The organism is Virgibacillus ainsalahensis (genome assembly GCF_055380755.1).
Genome location: NZ_AP043943.1, coordinates 1,728,879 through 1,753,468, shown reverse-complemented (window position 1 = coordinate 1,753,468; position 24,590 = coordinate 1,728,879). Strand labels below are relative to the sequence as shown.

The window sequence follows — 24,590 nt, the reverse complement described above, 5'->3', positions numbered from 1 at the left end:
TATACAGACTGAGAAATCTGTGGGAGGAAGCCTGCTATGCGATTTATTCTATGCATTATATTCATATTATTGGTGAACCTTATTTACCCATCAAGTGGACAGGCTGCACCGACAGTATCCGCAAATAATGCCATTTTAATTGAACAATCTACCGGAAGGGTTTTATTTGAAAAACAGGCACATGAGACCCAGTTGATTGCTAGTATCACGAAAGTGTTAACGGCTATCATTGCTGTTGAGTCCGGGAAAATGGGTGAAAAAGCTACAGTTAGCAAAGAAGCAATTTACACGGAAGGATCTTCCATTTATTTAGAACAGGGAGAAAAGATAACGATAGAAGATCTTGTTTATGGCTTGATGCTCCGATCCGGGAATGATGCAGCTGTTGCGATAAGTGAATATATTGGAGGTAGTGAAAAAGGATTTGTTCACTTAATGAACGATAAAGCAAACTGGCTTGGCATGACAAATTCAAGTTTCGATAATCCACATGGACTGGATGCGGACAATCATTATTCAACAGCATATGACATGGCATTGCTTATGCGTTATGCAATGGATAATGAACAATTTAAGGAGATAACTGCATCAACATCTTATCAATCTAGTAACAGAGCTTATAGCTGGCAGAACAAAAATAAATTATTGACTCAATTGTATGAGAACAGCACAGGTGGAAAGACAGGTTTTACGAAAAAAGCGGGGAGGACATTAATTTCTTCGGCCAGTAAAAACGGAATGGATCTTATTGCAGTCACGCTAAACGCCCCTGATGACTGGAGAGACCATATAGCGATGTTTGAATGGGCCTTTGACAATTATGAGATGGAATCAATTGCTGAGGAAGGAGAAAAAAATTACAAGATTAAAGGGGAAGAGGAGGAAGCAACAGGGTATTTGCCAAGTGACATATTGTTTCCTCTTACAAAGAAGGAAATAAACCAAGTTAATCACCAGAATTATTTATTGAGGCAAGAATTTGAACCAGCAGGAAATACAATTGGAAAAGTAATTTTTTATCTTGAGGAAAAGCCGATAATGGAAGCACCAATTTTAGATGGAGAATTGAGAAAACAAGAGGAAGGGTTTCTATCTAAAGTGCTGTATTTTTATAAGAAAGTAATAGGGTTGGGATAAAGTGGTTAACATTATCTGGGCTTGTATGGCCATTGTTGGAATCGTATATGCAATGTTTAATGGAACAATGGATCAAGTGAATGAAGCTGTATTTGAAAGCGCCGGTGAAGCTGTTACAATAGCGATTGGTTTAATCAGTGTATTGGTTTTTTGGCTTGGAATAATGAAAATAGCGGAAGAGGCTGGGATATTAAAGGTACTTTCCAAATTATTCAGGCCGTTAATCATCAGACTTTTTCCAGAGATACCCAAAGACCATCCAGCTATGGGATATATCTTGTCAAACCTCACTGCAAATCTATTTGGTTTGGGGAATGCAGCTACACCAATGGGAATCAAAGCAATGGAGCAAATGAAACAATTAAGCGGCAATGATACCGCGTCCAGGTCAATGATTACTTTTTTAGCATTAAATACGTCAAGTCTAACATTAATTCCAACTACTGTTATTGCCATTCGAATGCAGTATGATTCTCTAGCCCCTACCGAGATCGTTGGCACCACAATAATTGCAACATTCATATCTTCAGTTAGTGCAGTTTTGGTTGACCGATTCTTCTATTACAAGAGTATCTGGAGGAAATAAATATGGGGATGATAACTTCCGTAAGTACATGGATTATACCGTGTTTTATATTACTTGTGCTATTTACTGCAACGTGGAAACGTGTCCCAACATATGAAATGTTTGTTGAAGGGGGGAAAGAAGGTGTCAAGATGGCATTTTCTTTACTTCCTTTTTTAGTTGGGATGATCGTTTCCATTTCTATTCTTAGAAGTTCAGGTGCACTGGAAGCATTTATAAATCTTATTTCACCACTTTTAATATTCATTGGAATTCCACCTGATATAGTACCCCTCGCATTGGTAAGACCCATATCAGGAACTGCAGCACTTGGTATGACAACTGAGTTGATCAGTACTCATGGACCGGATTCTTTTATTGGCAGATTAGCTTCCACCATGCAGGGGAGTACGGACACAACATTATATATTCTTACCATTTATTTTGGTGCAGTAGGAATAAAAAAAATGAGATATGCATTGAAGGTTGGACTTGTAGCTGATTTAATTGGTATACTAGCATCAATCGTTATTGTTGGACTTGTATTTGGATAGGCTTTAAAGTAGCGTTAACGTTAAGTTAGCGCTATTATTATGGGAGTAAAAAATAAATTAAAATTTGGTGATAATATGACGAATGATTCAGAAAGACTGCAAAAAGTTATTGCACAAAGCGGTGTAACTTCAAGAAGAAAAGCAGAACAACTTATTATTGAGGGAAAAGTAAAGGTAAATGATAAAGTGATTACAAAGCTGGGGACCAAAGTAACTTCAGAAGACAAGATTGAGATTGACGATATACCTCTGCAAAAAGAGGCGCCCGTATATTACATGCTTTATAAACCACGCGGTGTTATTTCGTCTTTAAAGGATGATAAGGGGAGAAAGGTAGTAACAGATTTGTTAGGTGAAATCGAGGAACGGATTTTTCCTATTGGCAGATTGGATTATGATACCTCCGGGATATTATTATTAACAAACGATGGAGAATTTGCTAACTTGTTAATGCATCCTAAATATGAAGTGGACAAGGTATATGTGGCAAAAATTAAAGGGACTCCAAGTAAAGCAGAATTAGGACAGTTACGAAAAGGCGTTAAGTCGGAAAAAGATGTTTTGAAGGCTGTGGGATATAATATTTTATCAACCGACAAGAAAAAGGGTTCAACGATTTTAGAAATAACATTGCGAGAAGGAAAAAATAAACATGTTAGAAGAATGATGGAAAATTTAGGCTATCCTGTAATGAAATTAAAACGGGAGAAGTATGGCATGCTGACATTAGAAGGATTGCAGCCTGGTAATTATCGTCCTCTCACGCCTAAGGAAATTAAACAGATGAGAAATATGGCAGTAAATAATGTTGAAAAATAGTCAAATTTAATACCACATATAGATGATATACTACATTGGGAGTGGTTTTATATGGGTTTAGAAGAAGTGAAAAGGAAAAAGAAAAATAAAAAAAGAAATCGTTTAATATTTAGAACTTCTATCATAGCAGTACTGTTAGCAGCTGTGGTATTTACTTTGGTTTCAAACCTTCAGGCGGATAACACAGTTTACCGTGTCGGAGATCAGGCACCAGATTTTAAGCTCCAACAGATCAGCGATAACAATGAATTAGAATCGGTACAGTTGAGTGATTTAAGAGGAAAGGGTGTTATGCTGAATTTCTGGGGGACATGGTGTGAACCATGTAAAGATGAAATGCCGTATATGCAAGATCTCTACCCTGAATATAAAGATAAGGGGATAGAGATAGTCGCAGTCAGTTTAGATACAACGGAATTAGTTATTGATCGTTTTATTGATAACTATGACCTTACATTTCCAATTCCTCATGATACAACAGGGGAAGTAATGGATCTATACAAGGTTGGCCCGCTGCCAAGCACGTTCTTTATCAATCCTAAAGGTGAAATAGAGGAAATTGTTGAAGGTGGTTTAACGCTGGAACGTATAGAAGGATACTTACAGGAAATTCAACCAGAAGTATAACAAATTGTGAGGGATTTAAATGAAAAAGATTAAATGTGAGTGCGGCCACGTTAACCCAGAAGGAACGGTGCTCTGTGAAGCTTGCGGTAAGCCGGTTGAAGAAAATCAGCATATTGATGGCAATGACAAGAAAAAACTGTTGAATATGCGTTATGATGGCAGTGCTCGCAGGTCGCAAACATATAATAAATCAGTAATTGACAAAATTTGGAGTTTCTTTTCATCAGTAAAAGTGGGAATCTGGTTAATTGTCCTAACATTAATTGCATCTGCAATAGGGTCCATTTTCCCCCAGGAAATGTATATCCCTGCAGATGCACCAAATCGTAGTCCGGAAGTGTTTTATGAAGAACGTTACGGAATATTCGGGCTTATCTACTTCCAATTAGGCTTACATAATTTATATAGCTCATGGTGGTACATACTATTAATTGCCTTGATTGGGGTTTCTTTGGTTATTTGTAGTATTGATAGGGTTGTTCCTCTGTATAAAGCATTGAAAATACAAAAAGCGAAACGACATGAGACATTTATTAACAGACAGCGACTTTACAGTGAAACGGAAACTGTTACAGAAGATGAAATTAATAATGTGAAACAAGCCTTGAAAAATCAGAGGTATAAAGTCAGAGATGAAGATGGTCACATTCTCGCAGAAAAAGGAAGATTCTCAAGATGGGGGCCTTATGTCAATCATATCGGTCTAATTATTATTTTACTTGCTGCCATATTACGATTCTCAGATGTGCTTTATATGGACGAATATGTATGGGTCAGAGAAGGGGAACAGACAGTTATACCCGGAACTGACAGGGAGTATTATATCGAAAATAAAGACTTTATATTGGAAACCCACAATGAAAATGACGAACGTTTTTCAGAGGCAATTGCCCAGCAAGGTCCAGTTGCTAGTAATTTTCAGACCAATATAGTTGTCTATAAGGAAGAAGAGTCGTCGGTGGCCGGAGCGGAACCTGAACTTACACCAATTGTTGAAGATGAAATCCGCCTGAATCATCCAGTTAAATTTGATGATTATACGCTATATCAGGCTGGTTATCAGCAAAACGAGTTTACAAATATGTCATTTAAAATTCACGAAAAAGATGATCCTGATGAGGAAGCATTAGATACATTTACAATTGATATGACGTCGCCGGAATCCGATTATGAACTGGAGAATGGTTTTCGGGTAGAAGTGGGCGAGTACTATCCGGATTATTATTTGGATGATAATGGCATACCCGCATCCGAAACGAATTATCCGAGAAACCCAGCATTCGTACTGTTTGTTTATCCACCAGGCAGTGATACCGCTGAAGTTAGCTTCCTTGGAATAGGCAAAAACATTGATGCAACTGGAGAAAATCAATATAACGTAGGGATTACAGATTTCGAGACCCATGATGTTAGTGGTTTGACTGTCAGAGTAGACCATACATTACCATTCTTTGGTCTTGGTGCTGCTATTTTTATGATTGGTGTTACACAAGGTATGTATTTTAATCATAGAAGAATATGGATTCATCCAAAAGGAAAAGGTGTATTATTAGCGGCTCATACCAATAAAAATTGGTTCGGCGTTCAGAAAGATATAGAAAAGGTGATTACCGATACAAATATTAATAATGTAGTTGATCAACAGGAATTGGATGAATGATGAATAGCTGCGCAGCTTAATTCTGCGTGAGCATCATTTTATTGACATAGATGGAGGGTATTTTATGAGTATGATAGAAGTCAGCAGTACAATGCTTTATGCGGCATTTATACTGTACTTGATTGCTACGTTTTTCTTTGGTTTTACAATAAAAGATAAACGGGCAAAAACCACAAAAAATGCAGCTGGTACCATCGCAATCTCACTTACTGTCATAGGTTTTGCAGCCCAGATTGTTTATTTCATAACAAGATGGATGGCAAGCGGACACGCGCCAGTCAGTAACTTATTTGAATTTACTACATTTTTGGGTATGTGTTTGGTCTTTGCGTTTATTATCATTTATTTTATTTATAAATTAAGTGTGCTGGGATTGTTTGCATTGCCGATTGTCATGATTATTATTGCCTATGCAAGTATGTTTCCGACTGAGATAGCACCACTGGTGCCATCATTGCAAAGTCATTGGCTGTACATACATGTAACTACTGTTTCTTTGGGACAGGGTATATTGGCTATCAGTTTTGTGGCTGGGCTTATTTATTTAATCAGACAAATTGATCAAACTGTCCGAAGTAAACGTACAACCTGGTTAGAAATAGTGCTGTACACAATATTTCTGTTTGTTGGTTTTATCGTTATAACCTCAGTATTTAATTTGATGGATTATAATGCAACATTTGAACATACGGAACAAAATACTACTGTTACAACTGATTACCGTCTGCCGGCTATTGCTGGGCCAAACGGGGGCACGCTGTTAACCGATGATGTTATGCAACCATGGTTTGAAACACCGGGATGGATGCATGGACAAGATGCAGGTAATAAATTTAACACAGTAATATGGTCTTTCATCACTGGCTCCATCCTATATGTTCTGGTACGGTTAATTTTGAGAAAACGAATTGGTGCGGCTATTCAACCAGTGCTTAAAAATACAAAACCTGATATTCTTGACGAAATTAATTATCGTGCTGTAGCAATTGGTTTCCCTGTATTCACATTAGGCGGTTTAATATTTGCAGCTATCTGGGCGCAAATTGCCTGGGATCGTTTCTGGGGATGGGATCCAAAAGAAGTTTGGGCATTAATTACCTGGTTTTTCTATGCGGCCTATCTACATCTGAGACTTTCCAGGGGATGGCATGGTGAAAAATCGGCATGGCTCGCAGTTGCCGGTTTTGCCATCATTATGTTCAACTTAATTGTAGTTAATCTGGTTTTAGCAGGTTTACATTCCTATGCTTAACAGAAGCCAAGGCATCCAATGTAGGTGCCTTGGCTTCTACTCTGGCAGATAAGAAAACATAAATTTTTTTACTGCTTAAGTTCAAGCGAAGGCCTTATCGCCATAAAAAGCTTGGCTAAAGGCCAAGTGTTCGAATGAAGATTGATTTTTGAGATAGGTTGGAGGACATACTTAACCGTCCTGGCAGGAAGATGTAGACAATCTTATACATTTTTAATCTGTTGGTTTATACTCAATGTAAGGACGAATAAGGGGGGAGTTTACATGGAAACAAATACGAATATTTTAGTAGTAGATGATGAAGAACGGATTCGTCGCCTGATTCGTATGTATCTTGAGAGAGAAGATTATGTTGTAGATGAAGCTGAAAATGGAAGTGAAGCTTTGGAAAAAGCCCTGCATCATAATTATGATGTTATTCTATTGGATATAATGATGCCGGAAATGGATGGAATTGAAGTCAGTGAGGAGCTGAGAAAGGAAAAGACTACTCCTATTATAATGCTGACAGCTAAAGGAGAAGAGGCAAATAGAGTTCAGGGCTTTGAAGTCGGGGCAGATGATTATATTGTTAAACCATTCAGCCCAAGGGAAGTCGTACTTCGTGTAAAAGCATTACTTCGCCGAGTATCCAATTCCAATTTTAATAATACTGAAGCGACTGCTAAAAACATCATGGTTTTCCCTCATTTAACGATTGACCATGATGCACATAGAGTTACCGCTGGTGGTACAGAGGTTGGCTTGACCCCCAAAGAATATGAATTGCTTTGTTTCCTGGCAGAATCTCCAGATAAAGTTTTTAATCGGGAACAATTGCTAAAAGAAGTATGGCAATATGAGTTTTTCGGTGATTTACGTACAGTTGACACACATGTAAAACGGTTGCGGGAAAAATTAAATAATGTATCAAAAGAAGCAGCAAAAATGATTGTAACTGTATGGGGAATAGGATATAAATTTGAGGTAGATGATGTATAATGATATGGCGTAGTGTAGTGGGAAAACTAGCAATAACGATTTTATTGCTAGTTTCTTTTGTATTATTCGTACTTACAATGTTATTACTGGAGTTTTTTGAAAACTTTCATATGCAAGAAGCTGAAGAAGCAATGATGCAGACGGCGACAAAAGTTTCCATTTTGGTCGAGCAGCATCCTGAAAAGTCTTTGGTGATTGAGACGGCAGAACGTATTATTGATTTGGATAGTCGTGTCGCTATCGTATTTGACGATGGTGATATTTGGGTTTCTGATACTGCGAATCAAAATTTAACTGAATTTGAGGAAACATGGTTAGAAAATGAAGAGGAATTAAGACAGATGTTTACAGAAAATGAAGAAATCGTGAACCATATGATATTACCTAATAGTGATACAGAGGCAATGTTGGTAGGTGCACCAGTTTCAACAAATGATGGTGGAGTCTTTGTATATCAATCATTAGATGTAATCGCACAAACAAAAGCTGAAACGACAAGGATCATATTGCTTACAGCTGGAATTGCCATTGTTTTAACGACTATTTTTGCAGTTTTTCTATCTACTCGTATTACTTCACCATTGATTAAAATGCGTGAAGCTGCATTCGACTTAACAAAAGGAGAATTTAATACGAAAGTTCCAATATTAACCCATGATGAAATTGGTGAGCTGGCAATCGCGTTCAATCGTATGGGCAGGCAACTCAAATTTCATATTAATGCACTAAGGCAGGAAAAAGAACAGCTGTCCAGTATTGTGCGGTCCATGGCTGATGGTGTGATTACCTTGAATCGCAATGGGGATATGATTGTAACCAATCCACCTGCGGAAAAATTTATCGACGATTGGTTTTTTGAAAATAATATAGATAATGATATGGATAATAAAAAGCTTCCCAGTGAATTACATGAAATTCTACAGAAAGTCATTGATGGCGAGTCAGAATCTTTAAATGAATTTCAATTGCAGGGGAGAAACTGGGTAATGCTGATGACTCCATTATATGACCAATCTTACGTCCGGGGCGCAGTTGCTGTTATCCGGGATATGACAGATGAAAGACGGTCAGATATATTGCGTAAGGATTTCATTGCAAATGTATCACATGAATTACGGACACCGATTTCTATGTTGCAGGGCTATAGTGAAGCGATTGTAGATGATGTAGCTGAAAGCAAAGAAGATAAAAATGAACTCGCAGGAATTATTCATGAAGAATCCTTACGCATGGGCAGGCTTGTGAATGAACTGCTCGATCTTGCCCGGATGGAAGCAGGGCATATCCAGTTAAATGTAGAAGTAGTTGAAGCAGATATTTATGTAGATCGTATTTTAAAAAAATTTAAGGGTGTGGCAGAAGACAATCATATTGAATTAATACTCACCAAGAATTTAATTGAACCAAAAGTGTCCATAGATCCTGACCGAATTGAACAGGTTTTCACAAACTTAATTGATAACGCTATCCGTCATACCGATGAACACGGTTTTGTTAAAGTTCATATCGAATCTGGTAAGCATGAATTCCATGTTGATATTGAAGATAGTGGTAGTGGAATTGCTGAAGCGGATTTACCGTTCGTATTTGAACGCTTTTACAAAGCAGATAAGGCCAGAACCAGAAATAAATCTAAAAAAGGAACTGGTTTGGGACTAGCAATCGCAAAAAATATAATAGATGCACACCACGGAACGCTGACAGTTAAAAGTAAAGAAAATGAAGGGACTACATTCACTTTCAAACTACCTCAAAATAATTAATATGTTCTAAACGATCAATATATGATATGATTTAAATAGTAATTGAATTGAATACATCTAGGGAATGTTGGTGTAATTGCTTAAAAGGGAATCCGGTGAAAATCCGGAACTGTCCTCGCAACTGTAAATGATTAACGAAATAAGCGAAACCACTGTATGAATAGTCATATGGGAAGGGCTTAGAGTAGGTAAGAATCATAAGTCAGTAGACCTGCCAAATTCTTCTGTTTCAATGCTTCGAGGGTATGAGCGATTGAGACAACCGGATACATAAATGCATAAACCGACCTTTTTATGTTTCGATTGTCTGCAGGAAGCTAACTCGATGACGAGTTAGCTTTTCTTTTTTTATTTTAGAAAAAAATGATTTATATGGAGTAAAGAATATAATTTCTTAGGGTTTGGTGATCAGGTCTTGATGATAAACCAAGTTTTTCTAAAATAATGAAGATTTTTAATCGCAAACGTATCCTTAATTACAAACTATTAACGAAGGAGATGGAATAAAATGAACAAATGGATGTTGCGTCTGGGAATCCTCATGCTGGTTATTGGAGTCCTCGCAGGATGTGGCGCGAATGATTCTCAACAGGAAGAATCAACTGAAGCTAGTCAGGAACAGCCAGCGGAAACACAGGAAAGTGAAGAATCGGTTACCATTACACTCTCAAAGGACGATGGTGATGAAGTAATAACGGAAGAAGAAGTAGCAATAGAAGAAGATGCCATTCTAATGGATGTAATGGAAGAAAACTTTGATATCGAACATGATGGAGGATTTATTACCTCTATAGATGGAATAGCCCCAGAAGAGGGCGAGGAAAAATCATGGATGTTTTTTGTGAATGGGGAGACGGCTATGGTAGGAGCGGAAGAGCTCGAGTTATCACCTGATGATGAAGTTACATTTGATTTGCAGGCATGGGAATGATGTAATATTGAATACATATAAAATAACCCTGCTGGCACTTCTTGCAGCATTGGCTGTCGTCGGCAGATTTGCTTTAGGATTTCTGCCAAATGTTCAGCCGGTTACAGCGATTATCATCATCAGTGGTTTGTTTCTAGGACCATTAGCTGCAGTAATGTTGGCATTATTAACAACATTTTTATCCAATATATTATTAGGTATGGGCATTTGGACAATTTGGCAAGTTATTTCGTGGGCTATCATCGGATTGATAAGTGGATGCATTGGAAAGACTTGGAAACGAATTCCATTATTGGTTATTGTAATATATGGAATATTTAGTGGGTATTTATATGGATTTATAGTTTCCTTGACAACTTACCAGGTTACCGGGAAATTCCTGCCATACTATTTAGCAGGACTGCCATTTGATACCTCACATGCAATAGGAAACGCAATTTTCATCGTGCTGCTTTATCCAGCTATTTCATATTTTTTAAAAAAATACTCCGATAAACGTTTTGATCTGCAAAACATCAACTGATACGAGTTGGTGTTTTTCTTTTTTTCCATTATAGTAATATTACATTGTAACATTATAATGATGCCAAACGACTAATTGAATGAACGGAGGTACTATATGAGGGCCGTTTTCGATCGAATATATGATAATTACCATAAGGACTTGTTTCAGTTCATTTTTTATATGGTAAAAGATAAGCAATTAACAGAAGACCTTGTTCAGGAAGTATACATAAAAGTTTTAAAATCATTTGAAACATTTAAGGGAGAAAGTAGTGAGAAAACATGGTTATTTTCGATTGCAAGACATGTTACCTATGATTATTTCCGTTCCAAAAATAGAAAAAAGAAGCGAATACTGGAATTCTTCGACTGGGGTGAAAAAGGGGAGTTGATTCAGGATGATACTCCATTGCCAGAAGAAATTGCGATACAAAGTGATGAAATGAAGAGGATTTATAAATATTTGGATCAATGCACCAACGATCAAAAAAGTGTACTGATATTGCGTTATATACAATCCTTTTCAATCAAGGAAACTGCTGAAATATTAAACTTTAGTGTGAGTAAGGTGAAAACCACGCAACATAGAGGGTTAAATGCATTAAAGAAATTCATATCAGAAGATCAGGAGAAAGGGGGAGAAGCATGATGGAAGAACAGGAAAAGCAAAAGATTGCAGATAAGCTCAAGCAATTTCCTGTGATAATTGACGAAACAGATAAAGACGACTTATTCCAGCGGATCTCCTCACATCAGGATAAAGACGTAAAAGTGAATAAAAATAAAAGGTTTATACCTGCTTTAGGAATAATAATGACTTTTGTAATCATTGTATTTATTGTACCGTCATTATTGAATTCATCAATGTTTCAAAATAATGACGAACAATCCGCAGACTATGCACTCGATGTTTCCGATCAAAATGAGGTCACTGAAAATCAACAAGAATCTACAACTGATTCATTTGGACAGGAATCCAGCAATGATGATGTCGAGCAGGAAACGATGCTGGCGGATCCTTCCTCAGATACTCATGTCATACAGGAAATTGGAGATAATATGACAATTGTTCATGGAGCTATTTCGGATTCAAAACAGCAATACGTGATTCCTTTATCGCTAATCGTATCGGAGTCTGATGATATATCAACACATTATAATAATCTGGATGACCGCATTGAAGAGAATGAGTGGGGGGTAAGCAACTATCCATTTGAAGATGTGTCGTTTACATTGAGAAAAGCGGAGAATCTGGTAGTCATGGATCTCCCAAAAAATCATACACTGGGTGAAGGGTCAGCTAAAACATATATTTTTGAACAAATGCTAACAAGAATGTTTACACCACATGGTATTGAAAAAGTGATTTTTGATACGAAAGATAATCAGCGAGTGAATTTGGGGAAAATTGGCGTAGTCCAGGAACTGCCGATAAGGGAAGAGAAAGAGGAGAGTTATAAACTGTATCGCAAGTCCGAAGAAACCCGGTCTTTTTTAATTCCCATTTCAAATGAGGAGCAAGCCACAATTGAAGATGCGTTAAATGAATTGAAGATTGGACAGAAATCTTTAAATGTGTATCAGACAATACCAGATGATGTGAATTTTTCTGTTAAATCAGGCAACAGACAGCTGATTGTTTCATTTGCGGAAGATTCTCTGATGAAGAGCAACCAGGATTATGTCACGATGATTGAAGCCATATTGATGACGGCTAAAAGTTATGGTTATGAAACAGTGAATTTTAAAAATTCATCTATTGAACAAATAGGAGCTTATGATCTATCTGTGCCAGTGGAAGTTCCTGACGCAGTAAATCCGATTTAAAAGTTGTTCAGGTGCAGCATAAAGCTGAAGAAAAAGTGTTTTCGGATCCGTTTATAGAAGCACTTTTTCTTTTTGACTTTTATCGGATGACACCTTAAGATAATAATAAAGTGAATGTGGAACTAGTCAACTTCATGTTTTCGTGAGTGAGCAGGAAATGGTTTATCCAAATTTTAACAGAATTCGTCGGGCAACCATTACTTGCATCAATTATATCTTCTTCCAGATATTTATTGATTTCTACTGTTCCTGTGTTCCCATCCAATCTGATAAAAGATACACCTTCATCATCATAAGCAAACAGTTGAGGGGCGGCGGCTCCACAAACCCCGCATGCGATACATGTCTCTTTATCTACAATTGCGTATTTTGGCATCTTGTTTTCTCCTTAAAATTTCTGTAAAAATTCCTGAAGGTTGCTAAATATATTGTAAAACTGATTATTGAGTATTTCAATGCATTTAATGGTCAGCGTTTAAATGTTAAAAATCATCTAAAGGAGTCATACCGTTGTTAATTGAAGGAATTATTCTCAAATGCAGTTCAAATTTACAAGGGGAGCGATCAGGTTCAGCTATTTATCATTTACTTAAAGGAAAAAAATCAATCCAGACCGTTCAGGACGTACATATCTATTCACTTGAAAATTTTTACGGTATATATAAATCAGTTTCAAAAACGCAATACAATAACAAACTGATGGTATTATTAAAAAATGGTTTGATCAAGCATAACTCAGATTCAAATACCGCTTATACGCTTACTGGACAGGGAGAAAAATGGCTTTACGAACATGAAGAAAAGCTGCCTTTGGACTATTACAAAGGACTGAAATATCATGAAATCGGTAATATTTATTTTGACCGTTTAACATTGCTTATACAAACGTTGGCGAATAGTAAGATGGGCTATTTTTCATTTATTCCTGTCATTGACAAGCCGGATATTGAAAATTGGGTCAAGCTATTCTATAAAAGGATGAGACCCAAAGAACCTTCCCTGTTACCTGCATTATATGATGAAATTTATCTCTTGCTCGATAATTTGAACGATCAGGAAGCTGGAATCTTTGTTGACCGGTTAACTGGCTATAAAAAATACGGAATGAGTTTGAATCAGTTAGCAGATAAGTATCAATTGACAATGGAAGATGTACAATTGTTATTAGTGGCAATAATACATCGAATGCTTGATAACATTATCAGCAATCAAAACAGTTTTCCTTTTATGACCACATTAATCAAAGACTTATTAAGTCATGACTATATTACACGTTCGGCTTATACCACCTATCAACTATTACTCAAGGGTTATAGCATTGATCAAATTACTCGAATAAGGCAATTAAAGGCTAACACCATTCATGATCACATCGTGGAAATAGCACTATACTATAAAGAATTTCCGATTAATAGCTATGTGAGTGATGAACACCAAGAGGAGATTATTAATGCCATTCATGAAACACAAACCCGTAAATTAAAAGATATTAAACAGCTGGTTAACCAGGATATCAGTTATTTTCAAATACGCTTAGTAATTGCCAGGGGAATCTATTGAAATGAGGTGATTAAATGAATTCACATTCTGAATTGGAAGCCAGTTTGAACCAACATTTCCGTTACACTTCCTTCCTTCCGGGACAAAAGGAAATAATAGAAGACGTAATGAGAAGGGAAGACGTATTGGGAATTCTCCCTACAGGTTCAGGTAAATCCATTTGCTATCAGTTACCGGCACGATTGCAAAAAGGCACCACAATTGTTGTTTCACCATTGATATCATTAATGCTCGATCAGGTAAAACAGTTAAAGGCTGTAAATTTTAAAGAGGTCGTTGCACTAAACAGTTTTATGGATCCGATGGAAAAAAAACGGGTATATAAAAAGTTACATACATATAAGTTAATTTATGTTTCTCCGGAACTATTGCAGAGGACAGAAGTTATCAGACACCTGGAACAATTAAAAGTTGATTTATTCGTTATTGATGAAGCGCATTGTATTTCACAATGGGGCCATGAATTTCGGCCGGATTATTTAAAGCTAAGTGTCATTATTGAGAAATTACATAACCCCACGATACTCGCACTTAGTGCAACTGCTACCCCTTATGTGCAGCGGGATATTATCACTTCATTGGAAAGACCCGGGATTGTTAAGCATATCTATCCAATGGACAGAGACAACATCACTTTCTCTATTCAGAAGGTTTCTAATGATTATGAGAAGCAAACGGTCATCATTAACCTTCTAAAAAACTATCGAGTGCCTGTGTTAATTTATTTTTCCAGTAGAAAAACTGCAGAAACTACAGCAAAAATACTTTCTGAGAAACTTCCGACACGAAAAATTGCATTCTACCACGGTGGTATGGAACAGGTTGATCGAATAACCATTCAGCAACAATTCATGAATCAACAACTAGATGTCATATGCTGTACAAGTGCATTTGGGATGGGTATCAATAAAAGTAATATCAGGCTGATCATCCATTACCATCTCACTACACAAATAGAATCGTATATACAGGAGGTTGGCAGAGCTGGAAGAGACGGAGGTTCAAGTGTCAGTTTACTGCTTTTTTCGGACAATGATTTGTATCTTCCAAAAAAGATAATTCAGCAGGAACTTCCATCCATTGAAGAGTTACATTTTGTCATGCAACAATTGCAAAACTTATTTGAAACCCAAGAGCCGTTACCACGGGATGTAGTACAATGTGAAAACCTATTTCAAATAAATGAAATCCAGTGGAGATTTTTACATTATCAATTGGAAAAGCATGGCATCATTAAGGAAAACACTATTACTTACCATGGAAAAACCTGGAACGAAGCTTTCAGAGCAATAAATAATTATATAACAGCAAGAAAGCAATTGAAGGAGAATAAGTTAACAGAAATGTTGGTATGGATCCATGAGAAAGAATGTCTTCGTAAGCATCTTTATAAAAATTTTCAACCATCATTCAGCGAAGCAAAATTTCAATGTTGCAGTAATTGCGGTTTTTCATTTTCTCAATGGAATCCGGAAGAAATCACAAGGAATGAAAATATGACAAGTACATGGCAAAGCAAATTAAAAAACTTATTATTAATTGGCGAAGAAAGATGAAGCAGAGTGAATTAATTAAGCAATTGTCAGATGAAGAATTAACGAAGCAATTAATATGGTCACAGTTCATATTTTTGATCATTGGTTTTATACTTAGCTTGTTACTTTTTGAAAACATTTTGGATTGGCTATTATACTTTACATGGGATATAAAGGAAATACTCCTTTATGGCATTGTAACCGGTCTAATCATTGTTATTATGGATATGATTCTAATCTTTGTTTTTCCAAAACGATATTATGATGACGGTGGTATAAACGAAAGAATTTTTAAAAACCAATCCATCCGCTACATAGTACTTATTTCTTTTATGGTGGCCGTCTCTGAGGAGATATTATTTAGGGGTGTTGTTCAAACTACTTTTGGCTATGTATTTGCGAGCTTCTTATTTGCTTTGGTTCACATTCGTTATTTGAAAAAAACTGTTTTGCTGATTTCTGTACTATTTGTAAGTTTTTATATAGGTTATATGTTCGAATTGACAGAAAATTTAGCTGTGACAATAGCTGCTCATTTTACCGTTGACTTCCTATTAGGGTTATTTATTCGCTTTAAAAAGTGAGGTGTTTTTTAAATTGAATGACAGAAGAAATGAAAATAAAGAATCACAAAAAAACACGAAGGAATTTCTAAATCTTGAACAAAATGACGATATAAATTCTGAGAACGAATCCGATACAAAAGAATTTAAGGAAATTGATGTATTAAATTTGCCTCCAAGAAAAGAAATACATAGTACAAAGAAAAAACGAACACACTTTAAAATAAATTTTCCTCTGGTTAGATTCCTTGTTGTCATAATTATTCTTTTATGTGTAATAACAGGAGTTTATTTTGTATGGGAAGATGCATTCATTCAGTTTATAAACATATTTAATTTTCAATGGATTATATATTATTATCCATTGATGTGATGTGCATTGATATCACGGGAAAGATATCGCTATCATGTACTTCCATTTTAAAATAAAGTAGAATAAAACTATATGTGAGTTCAACAATTATACAAAAGGCATATACTGTAATAAGAATTAATAATAAAGATAATTACAGCTTTAATGCCGAGTGTCATAAATATGTTTTTATGGTAAATCAATTAGTCAAATAAAAGGGGGATACTGTATGCGTATTGAAAGAGTGGCCGAGAATCAGTTCACGATTTTTTTAACATTTGATGATTTAATCGAACGGGGCTTTACGAAAGAGGATTTGTGGCACGATGCGTCAAGTGTCCGTGTTCTGTTTAGCGATATGCTTTACGAAGCCAGTTCTGAGCTTGGATTTGAATTAGAAGGAATGTTACAGGTTCATGTGTACTTAATGCAAGCACAGGGTATGCATGTAATGGTTACACAGAAATTTGAAAATATAGATTGGGATGAGGACTTCATTGAAATGAAAGTTACTTTGGATGAAAGTGCAGAATTAATCTTTTCCTTTGATACCTTTGAGGATATAATCCAATTAGCTTCCTATTTGTCGGCATTATCGATAAATGGAGGGCAGGTTTATCATATGGGTAATCTTTACTATATGTTATTAAGTGACAATGATTTATACAATAAAAATAAGGAAGACATTATTGCCATTATGTCTGAGTACTCCAATCCCAGTATTATAACTTCTCATCGGTTAAAAGAATATGGAAAAGAAATTTATCAATCAAATGCCGTGAAACAAATTATTGAGGTTTTTTATTAATCATTCCCCTGACACAAGGATGCTCGCCAAGGTCACCTTCAACGAAGCGTTCAGAGAGAGAAATATTGCAAACAGAAAAAGAGGATTCCTTTATAAAATGATTGATTATGGAGAGCCTTCTCAGCCATTAAAAAACAATATTTACAGACAATACACAAACAGTTTTATTTTATTGCATATTTATAGTGAAGGTGTATACTAATCTCTGAGTACATCTATATATAAAACACTTATGGATATTCTAGGAGGTAAATTCATGGTAGCCGATAAAACAGCAGATTCTACCAAAGAAGATAATAATAAAATGGATATTTTAAGTTCAACACGAACTGTTGTAAAAACTGCATTGGAAAAGTTGGGTTACCCTGACGAAGTTTTTGAACTTTTTAAAGACCCGATTCGAATGATGACAGTAAGAATTCCAGTTCGTATGGATGACGGATCCATTAAAGTCTTTACAGGATATCGTGCACAACATAATGATGCAGTAGGCCCTACAAAAGGGGGAGTTCGTTTCCACCCGAACGTTACGGAAAGAGAGGTTAAAGCTTTATCAATCTGGATGACTTTAAAAGCAGGGATTGTTGATCTCCCATATGGAGGAGGAAAAGGTGGTATTGTCTGTGACCCTCGTGAAATGTCCTTTCGTGAACTTGAAGGTTTGAGCAGGGGATATGTCAGGGCAATCAGTCAAATCGTTGGTCCAACAAAGGATATCCCTGCACCAGATGTATTTACTAATTCACAAATTATGGCCTGGATGATGGATGAGTATAGCAGGATTGATGAATTTAACAGCCCTGGTTTTATCACAGGTAAACCAATTGTTCTTGGTGGTTCACATGGAAGAGAGTCTGCAACTGCTAAGGGTGTTACAATTGCCCTAAATGAAGCCGCGAAGAAAAAGGGAATTGATGTCAAGGGTGCAAGAGTAGTAGTGCAAGGGTTTGGTAATGCAGGGAGCTTTTTGGCAAAGTTCTTGAATGATGCCGGAGCGAAAGTTGTAGGAATTTCAGACGCTTATGGGGCATTACATGATCCTGAAGGACTTGATATCGATTACTTACTAGATAGAAGAGACAGTTTTGGTACGGTTACTAAATTATTTAAAACTACAATATCCAATAAAGACCTGTTGGAATTAGATTGTGATATTTTAGTACCTGCAGCGGTTGAAAATCAGATAACGGCAGAAAATGCACATAATATTAAGGCGAGTATTGTTGTAGAAGCTGCTAATGGTCCTACTACAATAGAAGGTACAAAGATATTGACGGAAAGAGATATTCTTCTGGTCCCTGATGTAATAGCTTCTGCAGGAGGAGTTACAGTCTCTTATTTTGAGTGGGTACAAAATAATCAGGGTTATTATTGGACAGAAGAGGAAATTGATAAAAAGCTTCATGAAATTATGATTAAATCCTTCAATTCAATTTATAATACTGCAAAGACCAGACGTATAGATATGCGCTTAGCTGCGTATATGGTTGGTGTAAGAAAAATGGCAGAAGCATCAAGATTCCGTGGCTGGGTTTAATATGAATTAAAAAATACAAGATGAAAAACTCTTATCATGTATAGATAGATAAGAGTTTTTTGTGAGACCATATAGAAATAATGTCGAAGTCAAGAAGGAAGTGGCTATTTTTGCAAAGTGAAAAAGTTATTATTATTGGTGGAGGTCCATGTGGCTTATCTTGTGCGATTGAACTAAAGAAACATGGAATAAGCCCGTTAATTATTGAAAAAGAAAATGTTGTAAACACTATTTACAATTACCCCACACATCAAACATTTTTTAGTTCCAGTGATAAATTGGAGATTGGAGATATTCCTTTTATCACTGAAAAACAAAAACCTGTAAGAAATCAGGCGTTGGCATATTATAGAACGGTTGCCGAACGGATGAATTTAAGAGTCAATGCATATGAAAAAGTTATTTCTGTAAAAAAATCGGGAGAGCATTTTCACATACAGACAGAAACGAAAGCAGATGAAATGTATCAATACATTGCAAACCATGTCATCATCGCTACCGGATATTATGACCAGCCTAATTACATGGACGTCCCTGGCGAAGATTTGAATAAAGTAATGCATTATTTTAAAGAAGCACACCCATATTATAATAAGGATATTGTAGTAGTTGGGGGGAAAAACTCAGCTGTCGACGCTACCCTAGAACTTCACAAAGCCGGGGCAAGAGTTACTGTGTTATACCGGGGCAGTAAATACTCCGAAAGTATAAAACCATGGATTCTTCCTGAATTTGATTCGCTTGTAAGCAAGGGTATTGTACATATGGATTTTAATGCAAAAGTTACTAAAATTACAAAAGATCATGTATACTATTCTGTGAATGAAAAGACATATAAAATTGAAAATGATTTTGTCTTTGCAATGACAGGATATCAGCCTGATTATCACTTATTTAAAGAAATCGGGATAACGATCGATGAGAGAAGTGGAAAACCCAATTATAATGAAAATACCATGGAAACCAATATTCCCGATATCTTTATAGCTGGAGTGGTTGCTGCAGGTTATAATAATAATAAAATATTTATTGAGAATGGACGCTTTCATGGACAAACAATAGCAGAGGCGATTATCAATAAAGAAAATTACAAATGATAGCAGTTTTATTCTGCTATCATTTTTTTAGGTTGCTCTAAAAACATCCGTTAATAATGCAAGGTTACTCGTTGCTTCTAATTCGATTAATAATCTTATTCTAGCTTTAGGTCCTGTTAAATCGTTTGCTAAAATTAAACCCATTTCTTTTAAATGTCTTCCACCGCCTTCATAGCTATAGGTAGGCTGTACAATTCCCTGATAACATCTAGACACAAGTATTATTGGAATTTGTTCTGCTATCATCTTTTTCAGTGGTTCTATTGTTGATTGTGGTAAATTACCCTGTCCCAGCCCTTCAATTACAATTCCATCAGGCTGTGTCTGGTGTATGGCGTTAAGGATTTGTTCATCCATGCCGGCATAGGCTTTTAAGAGTAATACATTTTTAGATATTTTATGGACTTGTCGAATGCTTCTCGACAGAATTGTGTGATGAAAAATAATTGTATCTTTCGTGATAATCCCAATTGGTCCATATTGCGGGCTTTGGAAAGTGGCTACATTGCTTGTTGATGTTTTCGTAACATTATTCGCGGTATGTATTTCATCATTCATCACAACCAACACGCCTTTATGGAAAGCTTCATCTTCGGCAGCAACCCTAACTGAGCTGATGAGATTGTATAATGCATCTGAACCTATCTCATTACTTGATCTCATTGCTCCTGTCACGATAACAGGTTTATCTGTATTAAGAACCAAATCCAGGAAATAAGCTGTTTCTTCCAATGTATCTGTACCATGTGTCACAACTATCCCATCGTAATCTGGAATTTCCTTTTCGATTTTTTTCGATAGCTTTAACATATGGTGTGGTGTGATATGTGGTGAAGGAAGGTCAAACTCAACATGTTCTTCAATATTTGCATAGGGTTGAAAATGATAAGATAAATCAGTTAAAGGGTGTTGACTGGTGGGGCTTACTTCACCAGTTTCCTTATCCTCAAGCATGGATATTGTTCCACCAGTGTGTATAATTAGTATATCTTTCAATTCATTCACCTTCCTTTTTTTCTATTTTCATTATGCTTACATAATGATACGATAAATGAAACGTACTTGGAAAGAGGTTTAACCTATGTTTGCTGTTTTTTCCGCCGGAATTGCTCCAGCATTAGCATTAATGTCTTTCATTTATTTGAAAGACCGCTTTACGGAGCCCCTTTCATTGACCTTGAAAATATTTATATCTGGTTCATTACTTGTCTTTCCGATTATGTTTATTCAGTATGTCTTAAATACGGAAGGGCTCACTGAAAGTAATTTCATTCAATCCTTTTTATTTGCTGCATTAATTGAAGAGTTTTTCAAATGGTTTATTTTTATATATATGATTTATCACCACCGGGAATTTGATGAACAGTATGATGGTATTGTTTACGCTGTTGCCCTGAGTTTAGGGTTTGCTTCTGTGGAAAATGTTTTATATTTATTAACGAATGGGGTCGGATATGCTTTTTCAAGAGCACTGTTCCCTGTTTCTTCGCACGCTTTATTTGGTGTCATAATGGGATATTATTTTGGTAAAGCGAAAGTTTCAAAACATCATATAAGGAGAAACATTGCCCTGGCATTCCTGATTCCGTTCTTTTTGCATGGAATATATAATTATATTTTGAAATCTTTATCAAGTAATTGGTTGTACCTGCTCGCTCCCTTTATGATTATTTTATGGTGGATGGGATTAAGGCGAGTAAGAATGGCAAATCTTCAACATTCACACTCCAACCGACAAAACAATAAACAGCACGCCTGAAATCCTCTGTATATTAAATACAGGGGATTTTTTCTTGATTCTTATTACATAAGTTCATACCAAGGATTCTAATATTTTAAGATAAAACGTTCAAATGTAACAGGAGGATCCGGCTATAACCTACCGTCGATCAATCTATATCAAATTTGAAATATAGCATCTTTCGTAAGTCAATCATTTATTTATGAATAAAAAAGGTATTTATTCGAAAAATAGGTATTAGAAATACAATGGATAAGCAGGAGGATTTAAAATGACCTATAAAAAACTGATGCTCTCAATGATTTTCCTATGTTTTTTATTTATAGGACTGCAATCTTCATTTTCGCCAAAGCCAGCTGCGGCTTTTAGTGAACAAGTAATTCAGCAGGGTGCTGTTGGTGAAGATGTTATCGAACTGCAAGCCAGATTGCAATATTTAGGTTTTTATAACGGAAACATTGATGGTGTTTTTGGATGGGGAACCTACTGGGCACTTCGAAACTTTCAGTATGAATTTGGGATGGAAATAGACGGTTTAGCAGGGGAGACTACAAAACAGAAACTTACACAGGTAAGTAATTATGATGAAGGTTATGTAAAGGATCAGATTAATCAGGGAAAAGAATTTACACATTATGGGGGAACAGATAACCAAAATCAATCTTCTTCGGGTGATAGTGGAGGAGATACCAATACAAATGCGGAAACAACGAATAATACTGCCGTAAATGTTCCGCAGGGGTATTCACAAAATGATATTCAATTAATGGCAAATGCTGTTCATGGAGAGGCCAGAGGAGAACCGTATGTCGGACAGGTTGCAGTTGCAGCGGTAATTTTAAATCGTGTGGAAAGCTCAACGTTTCCTAATACAGTGTCAGGAGTGATATTTGAGCCACGAGCCTTTACAGCAGTGGCGGATGGGCAGATTTGGCTAACGCCTAATGAGACGGCAAAGCAGGCTGTATTAGATGCAATTAATGGCTGGGATCCTTCTGGAAATGCAGAATATTATTTTAATCCGGTGACTGCTACCTCAGATTGGATATGGTCAAGACCGCAAATTAAAAAAATTGGAAAACATATATTTTGTAAATAGAAAGGTGTGATCCTTATGATTCGATGGATATTAATAGCGATTCTGTCAATTGGAGTTGCAGGAACTGCTTTTTGGGGATATCAAGAACACCAGGAAAAGAACGCCGTATTAATCCAGGCAGAGAATAATTACCAGCGTGCGTTTCACGAACTTTCCTATCGGATGGACCTTATGCATGATGAGATTGGAACGGCTTTAGCTATGAATTCAGATACAAGACTTTCACCAAAATTAGTGGATATATGGCGATTAACTTCTGAAGCACTAGCAGATGTTGGACAGCTGCCATTAGGATTACTACCATTTAACAAAACGGAAGAATTCTTATCCGATATTGGAGACTTTACCTATCGAACAGCCGTAAGAAACCTGAAAGATGAACCACTATCAGAAGAAGAAACAGAGTCACTGGAACAGTTGTACAAGCAATCTGGAGATATTAAAGATGAACTGCGTCAAGTCCAGCATGTTGCCTTAGATAATAATTTACGCTGGATGGATGTTCAGCTAGCTTTAGCTAATGAAGATGAGCAAATGGACAATACAATCATCGATGGATTAAAAACAGTGGAAAAGAAAGTGGAAGGATTTTCTGAGAGCAATGCAATAACAGGAACTTCTTCAAAAGAGCACGAGTTTAAATCTTTAAATGGAAATGACATTAGCGAAGAAGAGGCATTGAATCGTGCCAAGGAACTATTTAATGTTAACAATAAACAAAATTTCAACATTACAGAAAGCGGTGAAGGATCTGACATACCAATGTACAGTATTTCCTACCATAATGGAGAGAAGAGAGCGTATATGGATATGTCTGTCCAAGGAGGTCATCCGCTTACATTCTTGGTAGATCGAACGATAAATGAAAAAAAATTGAGCTTAAATGAAGGAATGAAGAAGGCTGAAACCTATTTGGAACAATTTGAATTTGATGAATTGGAGTTATTTGATAGCAGTGAATATGATAATATTGGTGTTTATTCCTTCTTATACACACAAGACGATGTGCGGGTTTACTCCGATGCGATGGAAATTAAAGTTGGATTGGATAATGGAGACATTCTCGGTTTTACGGCAAGAAACTATTTTATGAATCATTCAGACAGAGATATTCCAGAACCGGAAATTACCGAATCAGAAGCGAAAGAAAGGGTAAATCCCAATGTGGAGATACAGGAAGAATTCCTGGCTGTAATCGATAATGACTTGGGTGATGAAGTATTGACTTACGAATTTCTAGGAACATTAGACAATGAAACATATAGAATTTTTATTAATGCAATGGATGGAAGCGAAGAAAAAGTGGAAAAATTGGATGGTAAAGAGATAAATTATGCAGGTATATATTAGGGAGAGGCTTATGCCTTTCTCTTTTTTTGCAGTTAAGAAAGCATAAAATTTTTGTGTGAAAACAACTGCATAAGCGCAATCTGAGGCTTTTGCCAAAAAGGCTTAGCAAAAGCCAAGTTTTCTAAATTTTACTGTAATAATTATAGGTATGGCGAATTTAAATATATCCAGACGGAGGCTGAAGAATAAAACATTTATGCTTTCTTATCTGCAGAGAAAGTAATATACTATTTTTTATAAGGTATGTTATGATTTATAAAGCGCATGCTTAAACAAAAGCTTGGCATTTTGCGTCAGGTTTTTACTTATGTTCTTTGCATAACTTTTA

Annotated in this window: 24 protein-coding genes, 1 pseudogene and 1 riboswitch; of the genes and pseudogenes, 23 read left to right on the top strand and 2 right to left on the bottom strand. The window is 36.2% G+C overall.

Translation table 11 applies throughout. The features are described from left to right. Nucleotides 1–36: 36 nt before the first annotated feature. The 13 genes from ACZ427_RS08415 to ACZ427_RS08355 all read left to right on the top strand — a co-directional run bounded on the left by ACZ427_RS08415 (nucleotide 37) and on the right by ACZ427_RS08355 (nucleotide 12,620). Nucleotides 37–1,137: a D-alanyl-D-alanine carboxypeptidase family protein gene (locus ACZ427_RS08415; RefSeq protein WP_461177830.1), complete on the top strand. Its 1,101-nt coding sequence runs from the start codon at nucleotides 37–39 to the stop codon at nucleotides 1,135–1,137. 1 nt (nucleotide 1,138) lies between these two features. After that, entirely contained in the window at nucleotides 1,139–1,723 is a 585-nt protein-coding gene (locus tag ACZ427_RS08410) for a nucleoside recognition domain-containing protein (RefSeq protein WP_461177831.1), read from the top strand. A gap of 2 nt (nucleotides 1,724–1,725) precedes the next feature. After that, nucleotides 1,726–2,256, top strand: coding sequence for a spore maturation protein (locus ACZ427_RS08405; RefSeq protein ID WP_461177832.1), 531 nt, complete (start codon nucleotides 1,726–1,728; stop codon nucleotides 2,254–2,256). 75 nt (nucleotides 2,257–2,331) lie between these two features. Continuing rightward, nucleotides 2,332–3,075 carry a pseudouridine synthase gene (locus ACZ427_RS08400; RefSeq protein WP_461177870.1) on the top strand — a complete coding sequence of 248 codons (744 nt, stop codon included), beginning with the start codon at nucleotides 2,332–2,334 and terminating at the stop codon, nucleotides 3,073–3,075. 51 nt (nucleotides 3,076–3,126) lie between these two features. After that, nucleotides 3,127–3,702: a thiol-disulfide oxidoreductase ResA gene (gene resA / locus ACZ427_RS08395; RefSeq protein WP_461177833.1), complete on the top strand. Its 576-nt coding sequence runs from the start codon at nucleotides 3,127–3,129 to the stop codon at nucleotides 3,700–3,702. A gap of 19 nt (nucleotides 3,703–3,721) precedes the next feature. After that, nucleotides 3,722–5,362 (top strand): cytochrome c biogenesis protein ResB, encoded by a 1,641-nt coding sequence (gene resB / locus ACZ427_RS08390; RefSeq protein WP_461177834.1) that lies wholly within the window; start codon nucleotides 3,722–3,724, stop codon nucleotides 5,360–5,362. A gap of 70 nt (nucleotides 5,363–5,432) precedes the next feature. After that, the gene (gene ccsB, locus ACZ427_RS08385; protein ID WP_461177871.1) at nucleotides 5,433–6,614 is read left to right on the top strand and encodes a c-type cytochrome biogenesis protein CcsB; all 1,182 of its coding nucleotides are present in this window, start codon (nucleotides 5,433–5,435) and stop codon (nucleotides 6,612–6,614) included. Between the two features lie 264 nt (nucleotides 6,615–6,878). Next, nucleotides 6,879–7,595 carry a response regulator transcription factor gene (locus tag ACZ427_RS08380; protein WP_461177835.1) on the top strand — a complete coding sequence of 239 codons (717 nt, stop codon included), beginning with the start codon at nucleotides 6,879–6,881 and terminating at the stop codon, nucleotides 7,593–7,595. Next, complete coding sequence (locus ACZ427_RS08375) at nucleotides 7,595–9,358, top strand: ATP-binding protein (protein ID WP_461177836.1); 1,764 nt, start codon at nucleotides 7,595–7,597, stop codon at nucleotides 9,356–9,358. The genes ACZ427_RS08380 and ACZ427_RS08375 overlap by 1 nt, the downstream gene beginning before the upstream one ends. Nucleotides 9,359–9,409: 51 nt before the next feature. Then, nucleotides 9,410–9,591, top strand: a riboswitch (cobalamin riboswitch). A 275-nt stretch (nucleotides 9,592–9,866) separates the two neighbouring features. Further along, on the top strand, nucleotides 9,867–10,289 hold the full coding sequence (locus ACZ427_RS08370) for a DUF4430 domain-containing protein (protein WP_461177837.1): 423 nt from the start codon (nucleotides 9,867–9,869) through the stop codon (nucleotides 10,287–10,289). Between the two features lie 7 nt (nucleotides 10,290–10,296). After that, the gene (locus ACZ427_RS08365; RefSeq protein WP_461177838.1) at nucleotides 10,297–10,812 is read left to right on the top strand and encodes an ECF transporter S component; all 516 of its coding nucleotides are present in this window, start codon (nucleotides 10,297–10,299) and stop codon (nucleotides 10,810–10,812) included. A 96-nt stretch (nucleotides 10,813–10,908) separates the two neighbouring features. Then, nucleotides 10,909–11,442 carry an RNA polymerase sigma factor SigX gene (gene sigX / locus ACZ427_RS08360; RefSeq protein ID WP_461177839.1) on the top strand — a complete coding sequence of 178 codons (534 nt, stop codon included), beginning with the start codon at nucleotides 10,909–10,911 and terminating at the stop codon, nucleotides 11,440–11,442. Continuing rightward, on the top strand, nucleotides 11,439–12,620 hold the full coding sequence (locus ACZ427_RS08355) for a hypothetical protein (protein WP_461177840.1): 1,182 nt from the start codon (nucleotides 11,439–11,441) through the stop codon (nucleotides 12,618–12,620). Before sigX ends, ACZ427_RS08355 begins: the two co-directional genes overlap by 4 nt. Before the next feature lie 122 nt (nucleotides 12,621–12,742). Here the strand turns inward: ACZ427_RS08355 and ACZ427_RS08350 are convergent. Beyond that, nucleotides 12,743–12,996, bottom strand: a pseudogene (locus tag ACZ427_RS08350) (ferredoxin). Between the two features lie 134 nt (nucleotides 12,997–13,130). Between ACZ427_RS08350 and ACZ427_RS08345 the strand changes: the two are divergent. The 7 genes from ACZ427_RS08345 (at nucleotide 13,131) to ACZ427_RS08315 (ending at nucleotide 20,072) form a co-directional block, all read left to right on the top strand. After that, nucleotides 13,131–14,180, top strand: coding sequence for a YpbB family protein (locus ACZ427_RS08345; protein WP_461177841.1), 1,050 nt, complete (start codon nucleotides 13,131–13,133; stop codon nucleotides 14,178–14,180). 14 nt (nucleotides 14,181–14,194) lie between these two features. Beyond that, nucleotides 14,195–15,736 carry a RecQ family ATP-dependent DNA helicase gene (locus ACZ427_RS08340; protein ID WP_461177842.1) on the top strand — a complete coding sequence of 514 codons (1,542 nt, stop codon included), beginning with the start codon at nucleotides 14,195–14,197 and terminating at the stop codon, nucleotides 15,734–15,736. Continuing rightward, on the top strand, nucleotides 15,733–16,299 hold the full coding sequence (locus ACZ427_RS08335; RefSeq protein WP_464883557.1) for a lysostaphin resistance A-like protein: 567 nt from the start codon (nucleotides 15,733–15,735) through the stop codon (nucleotides 16,297–16,299). Before ACZ427_RS08340 ends, ACZ427_RS08335 begins: the two co-directional genes overlap by 4 nt. 13 nt (nucleotides 16,300–16,312) lie before the next feature. Next, nucleotides 16,313–16,651: a hypothetical protein gene (locus ACZ427_RS08330; RefSeq protein WP_461177844.1), complete on the top strand. Its 339-nt coding sequence runs from the start codon at nucleotides 16,313–16,315 to the stop codon at nucleotides 16,649–16,651. Between the two features lie 208 nt (nucleotides 16,652–16,859). Beyond that, on the top strand, nucleotides 16,860–17,438 hold the full coding sequence (locus ACZ427_RS08325) for a genetic competence negative regulator (RefSeq protein WP_461177845.1): 579 nt from the start codon (nucleotides 16,860–16,862) through the stop codon (nucleotides 17,436–17,438). A gap of 256 nt (nucleotides 17,439–17,694) precedes the next feature. After that, complete coding sequence (locus ACZ427_RS08320; RefSeq protein WP_461177846.1) at nucleotides 17,695–18,975, top strand: Glu/Leu/Phe/Val family dehydrogenase; 1,281 nt, start codon at nucleotides 17,695–17,697, stop codon at nucleotides 18,973–18,975. Between the two features lie 110 nt (nucleotides 18,976–19,085). After that, entirely contained in the window at nucleotides 19,086–20,072 is a 987-nt protein-coding gene (locus tag ACZ427_RS08315) for a YpdA family putative bacillithiol disulfide reductase (RefSeq protein ID WP_461177847.1), read from the top strand. 27 nt (nucleotides 20,073–20,099) lie between these two features. Here the strand turns inward: ACZ427_RS08315 and ACZ427_RS08310 are convergent, their stop codons facing one another. Continuing rightward, entirely contained in the window at nucleotides 20,100–21,068 is a 969-nt protein-coding gene (locus tag ACZ427_RS08310; protein ID WP_461177872.1) for an asparaginase, read from the bottom strand. Nucleotides 21,069–21,153: 85 nt separating this feature from the next. On the opposite strand from ACZ427_RS08310, the gene prsW reads away from it, so the two are divergent. The 3 genes from prsW to ypeB all read left to right on the top strand — a co-directional run bounded on the left by prsW (nucleotide 21,154) and on the right by ypeB (nucleotide 24,262). Next, nucleotides 21,154–21,831, top strand: a complete 678-nt coding sequence (gene prsW, locus ACZ427_RS08305) for a glutamic-type intramembrane protease PrsW (protein WP_461177848.1) — start codon at nucleotides 21,154–21,156, stop codon at nucleotides 21,829–21,831. 253 nt (nucleotides 21,832–22,084) lie between these two features. Further along, nucleotides 22,085–22,912, top strand: coding sequence for a spore cortex-lytic enzyme (gene sleB / locus ACZ427_RS08300; RefSeq protein ID WP_461177849.1), 828 nt, complete (start codon nucleotides 22,085–22,087; stop codon nucleotides 22,910–22,912). A gap of 15 nt (nucleotides 22,913–22,927) precedes the next feature. Further along, nucleotides 22,928–24,262 (top strand): germination protein YpeB, encoded by a 1,335-nt coding sequence (gene ypeB / locus ACZ427_RS08295; RefSeq protein ID WP_461177850.1) that lies wholly within the window; start codon nucleotides 22,928–22,930, stop codon nucleotides 24,260–24,262. The last annotated feature ends 328 nt before the right edge of the window (nucleotides 24,263–24,590 follow it).

Coding starts and splice junctions, on each gene's coding strand:
- ccsB (WP_461177871.1), top strand. CDS start 5,433: ATGATAGAAGTCAGCAGTACAATGCTTTATGCGGCATTTATACTGTAC.
- ACZ427_RS08325 (WP_461177845.1), top strand. CDS start 16,860: ATGCGTATTGAAAGAGTGGCCGAGAATCAGTTCACGATTTTTTTAACA.
- ACZ427_RS08320 (WP_461177846.1), top strand. CDS start 17,695: ATGGTAGCCGATAAAACAGCAGATTCTACCAAAGAAGATAATAATAAA.
- ACZ427_RS08405 (WP_461177832.1), top strand. CDS start 1,726: ATGGGGATGATAACTTCCGTAAGTACATGGATTATACCGTGTTTTATA.
- prsW (WP_461177848.1), top strand. CDS start 21,154: ATGTTTGCTGTTTTTTCCGCCGGAATTGCTCCAGCATTAGCATTAATG.
- resA (WP_461177833.1), top strand. CDS start 3,127: ATGGGTTTAGAAGAAGTGAAAAGGAAAAAGAAAAATAAAAAAAGAAAT.
- sleB (WP_461177849.1), top strand. CDS start 22,085: ATGACCTATAAAAAACTGATGCTCTCAATGATTTTCCTATGTTTTTTA.
- ACZ427_RS08400 (WP_461177870.1), top strand. CDS start 2,332: ATGACGAATGATTCAGAAAGACTGCAAAAAGTTATTGCACAAAGCGGT.
- sigX (WP_461177839.1), top strand. CDS start 10,909: ATGAGGGCCGTTTTCGATCGAATATATGATAATTACCATAAGGACTTG.
- ACZ427_RS08335 (WP_464883557.1), top strand. CDS start 15,733: ATGAAGCAGAGTGAATTAATTAAGCAATTGTCAGATGAAGAATTAACG.
- ypeB (WP_461177850.1), top strand. CDS start 22,928: ATGATTCGATGGATATTAATAGCGATTCTGTCAATTGGAGTTGCAGGA.
- ACZ427_RS08355 (WP_461177840.1), top strand. CDS start 11,439: ATGATGGAAGAACAGGAAAAGCAAAAGATTGCAGATAAGCTCAAGCAA.
- ACZ427_RS08375 (WP_461177836.1), top strand. CDS start 7,595: ATGATATGGCGTAGTGTAGTGGGAAAACTAGCAATAACGATTTTATTG.
- resB (WP_461177834.1), top strand. CDS start 3,722: ATGAAAAAGATTAAATGTGAGTGCGGCCACGTTAACCCAGAAGGAACG.
- ACZ427_RS08340 (WP_461177842.1), top strand. CDS start 14,195: ATGAATTCACATTCTGAATTGGAAGCCAGTTTGAACCAACATTTCCGT.
- ACZ427_RS08370 (WP_461177837.1), top strand. CDS start 9,867: ATGAACAAATGGATGTTGCGTCTGGGAATCCTCATGCTGGTTATTGGA.
- ACZ427_RS08380 (WP_461177835.1), top strand. CDS start 6,879: ATGGAAACAAATACGAATATTTTAGTAGTAGATGATGAAGAACGGATT.
- ACZ427_RS08415 (WP_461177830.1), top strand. CDS start 37: ATGCGATTTATTCTATGCATTATATTCATATTATTGGTGAACCTTATT.